Consider the following 4,211-nt stretch of genomic DNA (forward strand, 5'->3'; position numbering starts at 1 on the left):
GCGCTGGACAAGGATGCCTCTACCGGCAGGAGTCAGACGGGCATTACGGTGGACCATGAAGACCTCTTAGTCGCTAGGTGTGTGTGGTAACCACCAACCTAAGAGGTCTTCACCCTTTCACCGTGTAACCAACGTCCTGGCTGAGTACAGCTAGGCCCGGAGGCAGCCGCTGGTCCGGGGCTGCGGGAGACTACGCTCAGGGACACGTGAGGCGGGGCTCCGACTACTTGGTTTGGACCCGGCAGCCGTGTGGCCGCAACTGAGTACAGCTACGTAGAGCCGGCCGAATACTMGCTGCGTAATCGAGTACTACTTACGCATACCGAAAATACGCGTAGTCAATAYGGTGGAGGTATCACCGCTCAAAACTTTGATTGCGAAGGTCTCTCATATGTTCCAGCAAGACGCCGGCTTGCCAGCGGGCAGCGGCCAGACAGAAGCAATGTTTCCGGCGCAACGAAACGGCCACGGCCGGAACAAAGACAGACCCTTCACCCGCCAACAGCTCGTTGCCGACGTCGTGCAAACCCTGACGTCGGGTTCCGGGTGCGGCATAGTCCTCGTGGGCGACCACGGGGCCGGCAAATCCTTTATCGCCCAGCGCGCCATTGAGCAGCTCGGCGACGAGTACCTGGTGGTCCAGGTCAGGGGCAGCTCGATCTCCTCCAAACTTCCCTACGGTGCCCTGAGCGTCCTCCTGAACGACCTCGACGCCTCCCACCTCGAGCACCCCCTGATGGTGTTGCGCGGGCTGACCCAGCTGCTGCACAACAAGTCCGAGGGGCGGCAAATCGTCCTTTTTGTGGACAACGCCCATGACCTCGACGAGCTCTCGAGCATGATGGTGGCCCAGCTGAGCGCGGGTGCCCATGTCACGCTGCTGGCGGCGTGCGTGGACATGCCTCACGTCGGCGGCGACATCATGGKACTGTGGAAGGATGACCTGCTCCGTCGGGTGGACCTTGGCCCGTTTGACTTCGCCGAGACGGCCGCAACACTGCACCACGAATACGGCGGCCGGTTCTCCTTGACGGCCGCCCGGGCGCTCTGGAGCGCGAGCGGGGGCAACGCCCTGTTCCTCCACTCCCTGGCCCGCGAACAGATCAAGCTGGGCACAGTGGTCCGCCAGGACGGCGTATGGTTCCTGGGCAACGGCCCGATCGCTTTGACGGGCGAGATCCGGGACGTCGTGAAGGCCCGCCTGAACCGGCTCGGCACCGGCCAGCGCGACGTCTTTGAACTGCTGGCCCTTGCCGGGGCGGTCCCGCTGCAGACCCTCATGCTCATCGCCAACCCCCAGGATATGGACGCGCTCCAGGAGCGGACCTTGATCCGGGTGACCCATGACCATCCGCCGATGGTCAGCGTTGCCAACCCGGTGACTGCCGGAATMGTCGCGAGCGTTGTCCCGCCCGGACGCAGCGCCGAACTCCGCCGCCGGCTCACCGMCGTGCTCCAGGAGTCCGACGCCCTGGACGCCGGTGGCTCCACCGGCGTCGCCTGGGCGCTGGACTGCGGGGAGCAGGTGAGCCCGGAGGTCGCCCTGGCGGCGGCCCGCGCAGCCAACAGCGCGTCCGACCCCGCAGCCGCCCTGCGGTTCGTCCAGGAGATCGACGGCGGCGAGCCCGCCGTCCCGCTGGCCATCGAGTCGGTGACTGCCCACATCTCGGTAAATAACGATGAGTCCGCACACCGGGTTCTGGAGTCGCTGGACAAAGAAGCCCGCGGGGAGCTTCCGCTGGCCGAATGGACGGCCCTGCAGCTRCTGCGGGCGGAGCTGGAAAAACGCAGCACTGCCCCGGGAGCCGATCCCCGGGCACGGCTACGGGAACTCGCGGAGCGKCTGGCTGCCGAGCMCGCGGGGCGGGGCTCCACCGTCAGCGCGGCGCGGGAGCAGCTGCGCCTGGCCGAGGCCGAGCTCGCCGCGTTCCAGGGACGCTACGCCGATGTCCTTGCCACGACTGACAGCATGGACACAGCGGACCTGGGCAGCGAGCCGCGGCTTGTGACCGCCAGCGTGCGCTGCGAGGCCCTGGCTGTCAKCGGCAACGTCGTGCGGGCGATGGTCCTGGGCAAGCAGATCCTGGCGGCCACCGCGAACGTGCGGCTCACGGACCGCGCGGTCCGTGAGATCCGCGGCAGGTTCCTGCTCCTGCTACTGCTGTCGGCCAAGTTCAGGGAGGCATCCGCCTACCTCGAGGAGACGTATGGCGGCGGAGAGCCCCAGACCCGGCTCGGGGGGATGTTCGAGATCGGGCAGGGCGTCATTGACCTGCACTCCGGACATCTCGACGATGCMCTGTCCAGGCTTCAGGCGGGCAGGTGGYAGCTCCTGGCCCAGGACCCCGACGCCTTGGCGGGCCTGGCTACCGCGGTCTGTGCCTATGCCGCCGCCCTGCAGGGCGAGGAGGAAACGGCTGCCGTCCTGCTGGGCGACCTCGCCCAGCCCGGGACACCGGCGGCGTGGCTGGTTGGACGGCTCACCCGTTACTTCGAACTCTCGGCCCAAGCCGAGCTCGGGCAGAGGGCCATGTCCATCCGCGCCCTCACGGCCGAGGCAGACAGCGACACGGAATCCTCGGCCCTGGCACCGGCGCTCCTGTTCCTGTCCGCGGCCGCCAGGCTGGGGGACCGCCAGATTGGCCAGAAGCTGGACAGCCTGAGCAGCCGGGTGACCGGACAATTCGCGGCCCTGTGCTCGCGGCTGGCCGAGGGCATGAGGGAGGCCGACAGCGAACAGTTGCTGGGGGCGTCCAAGGACGCTGACGCATCCGGCAACGCGGTCTTCGCCAGGGACGCGGCCCGGAAAGCCGTCAGCTGCGCCAACGACGCCGGCAACCGGATCGCGCTGCGGATMGCCCAGCGGGCGCAGCAGTCGCTCGATGACAAGTTCGGCAGTCCCAAGAACGGTCTGCATTCGCTCACCACCTCGACCCTGACGGCGAGGGAATGCGAAGTCGCGGTCYGCGCMGCTGCCGGCACGTCCAACCGCAAGATCGCGGAACAGATGCACGTATCGGTCCGCACGGTCGAGGGACACCTCTACCAGGTGTATTCGAAGCTGCATGTCGCCAGCCGATCGGAACTCAAAGATGTCATCTCAACGCCGGCAGACAGCTCCCGGCTCGGCTGACGCCGGCACGGTCCGGGCAGCTGCCCGGACGGCTGACGCCGGAACGCTTCGGGCAGCTTTCCCGGACAAGCAGAGGACGGCAGGAAGAACCGGCGATGGAAAGCCTGACTGAGACCGCCCYGCTGATCGAGCGATCGGCGCTGGTCAAGGATCTGGTGCGTTGCCTGCGCGACGACACCAGATCAGGTGCGCTCGTGGTCGGGGGGGCAGGGACGGGCAAGACCGCCGTCGTTAAGGCCGTCATCCGCGAACTTGGTCCCCGCAGCMACATCATCCGGCTGACGGCCACGCCGGCTCTGGCCGCCGTTCCCTTTGGCGCCCTGGCGCCGTACCTGTCCCGGCTTCCCGACCGTGAACTCGACTCCTACGCCGCCGTCGTGGAAGCGATGGCGGGCAGCCTGAAGTCGGAAGCGGAACGCCCCCTGTTCGTCGTCGACGACGCGCATTGCCTCGACCACGGGACTGTCCGGCAGCTGGCTCAGGCCGCGGCCACCGGCGCCGCGGGAATCCTGGTGGCATGCCGGCCCGGGCCGATGATCCCGGAAGAATTCCTGTCCTTGTGGGACGACGGAATCATTGCCAAATTCGATCTTGCCCCGCTCAGCCGGACCGGAACACACCAGCTGTGCGAACAGGTCCTGCGGGCCGACGTCTCCCCGTGGGTCAGCGCGCTGTTTCATGATGCGGCAGACGGGAACCCCCTSATGCTGATGTCCCTGATTCAGCATGCCCGTAGCAGCGGCGCACTGGGTTTCCGGCACGGCGTATGGTTCCTCCTGGCCAACCCGGACATGGGCCAGGTGCCCGCCGCCGATGTCGTTGACCGGCAGCTGCGCTCCATGACGCCGGAGGAGAAGACCGCAGCCACGATCATTGCCCTGGCCKGACCGCTCTCCCTGGCCCAGATCCTGCGGATCAGCGGTCCGAAAGCCGTCGATGCACTGGACACGGCAGGAATCATCGCTGTCTCAGCCGGGCACKACCGGCTGGTACGGCCCGCGAGCCCGATTGTCGGCGAGATCATCCGGCACCGGGTCCCGGCCGGCCGCAGTTCAGCCCTGCGCTCAAGCGTGCTGGG

2 protein-coding genes are annotated in these 4,211 nt (G+C 67.4%); both read left to right on the forward strand.

Features of this window, described 5'->3' with window-relative positions; genetic code table 11:
* The first annotated feature begins 391 nt into the window (after positions 1-391).
* Positions 392-3,133, forward strand: coding sequence for a helix-turn-helix transcriptional regulator (locus AC1DBQ_RS22305; RefSeq protein ID WP_476930588.1), 2,742 nt, complete (start codon positions 392-394; stop codon positions 3,131-3,133).
* A gap of 95 nt (positions 3,134-3,228) precedes the next feature.
* The coding region (locus AC1DBQ_RS22310; RefSeq protein ID WP_476930589.1) for an AAA family ATPase at positions 3,229-4,211 on the forward strand (983 nt) is incomplete at its 3' end.

This window comes from Arthrobacter sp. 10T413_2, assembly GCF_056394205.1.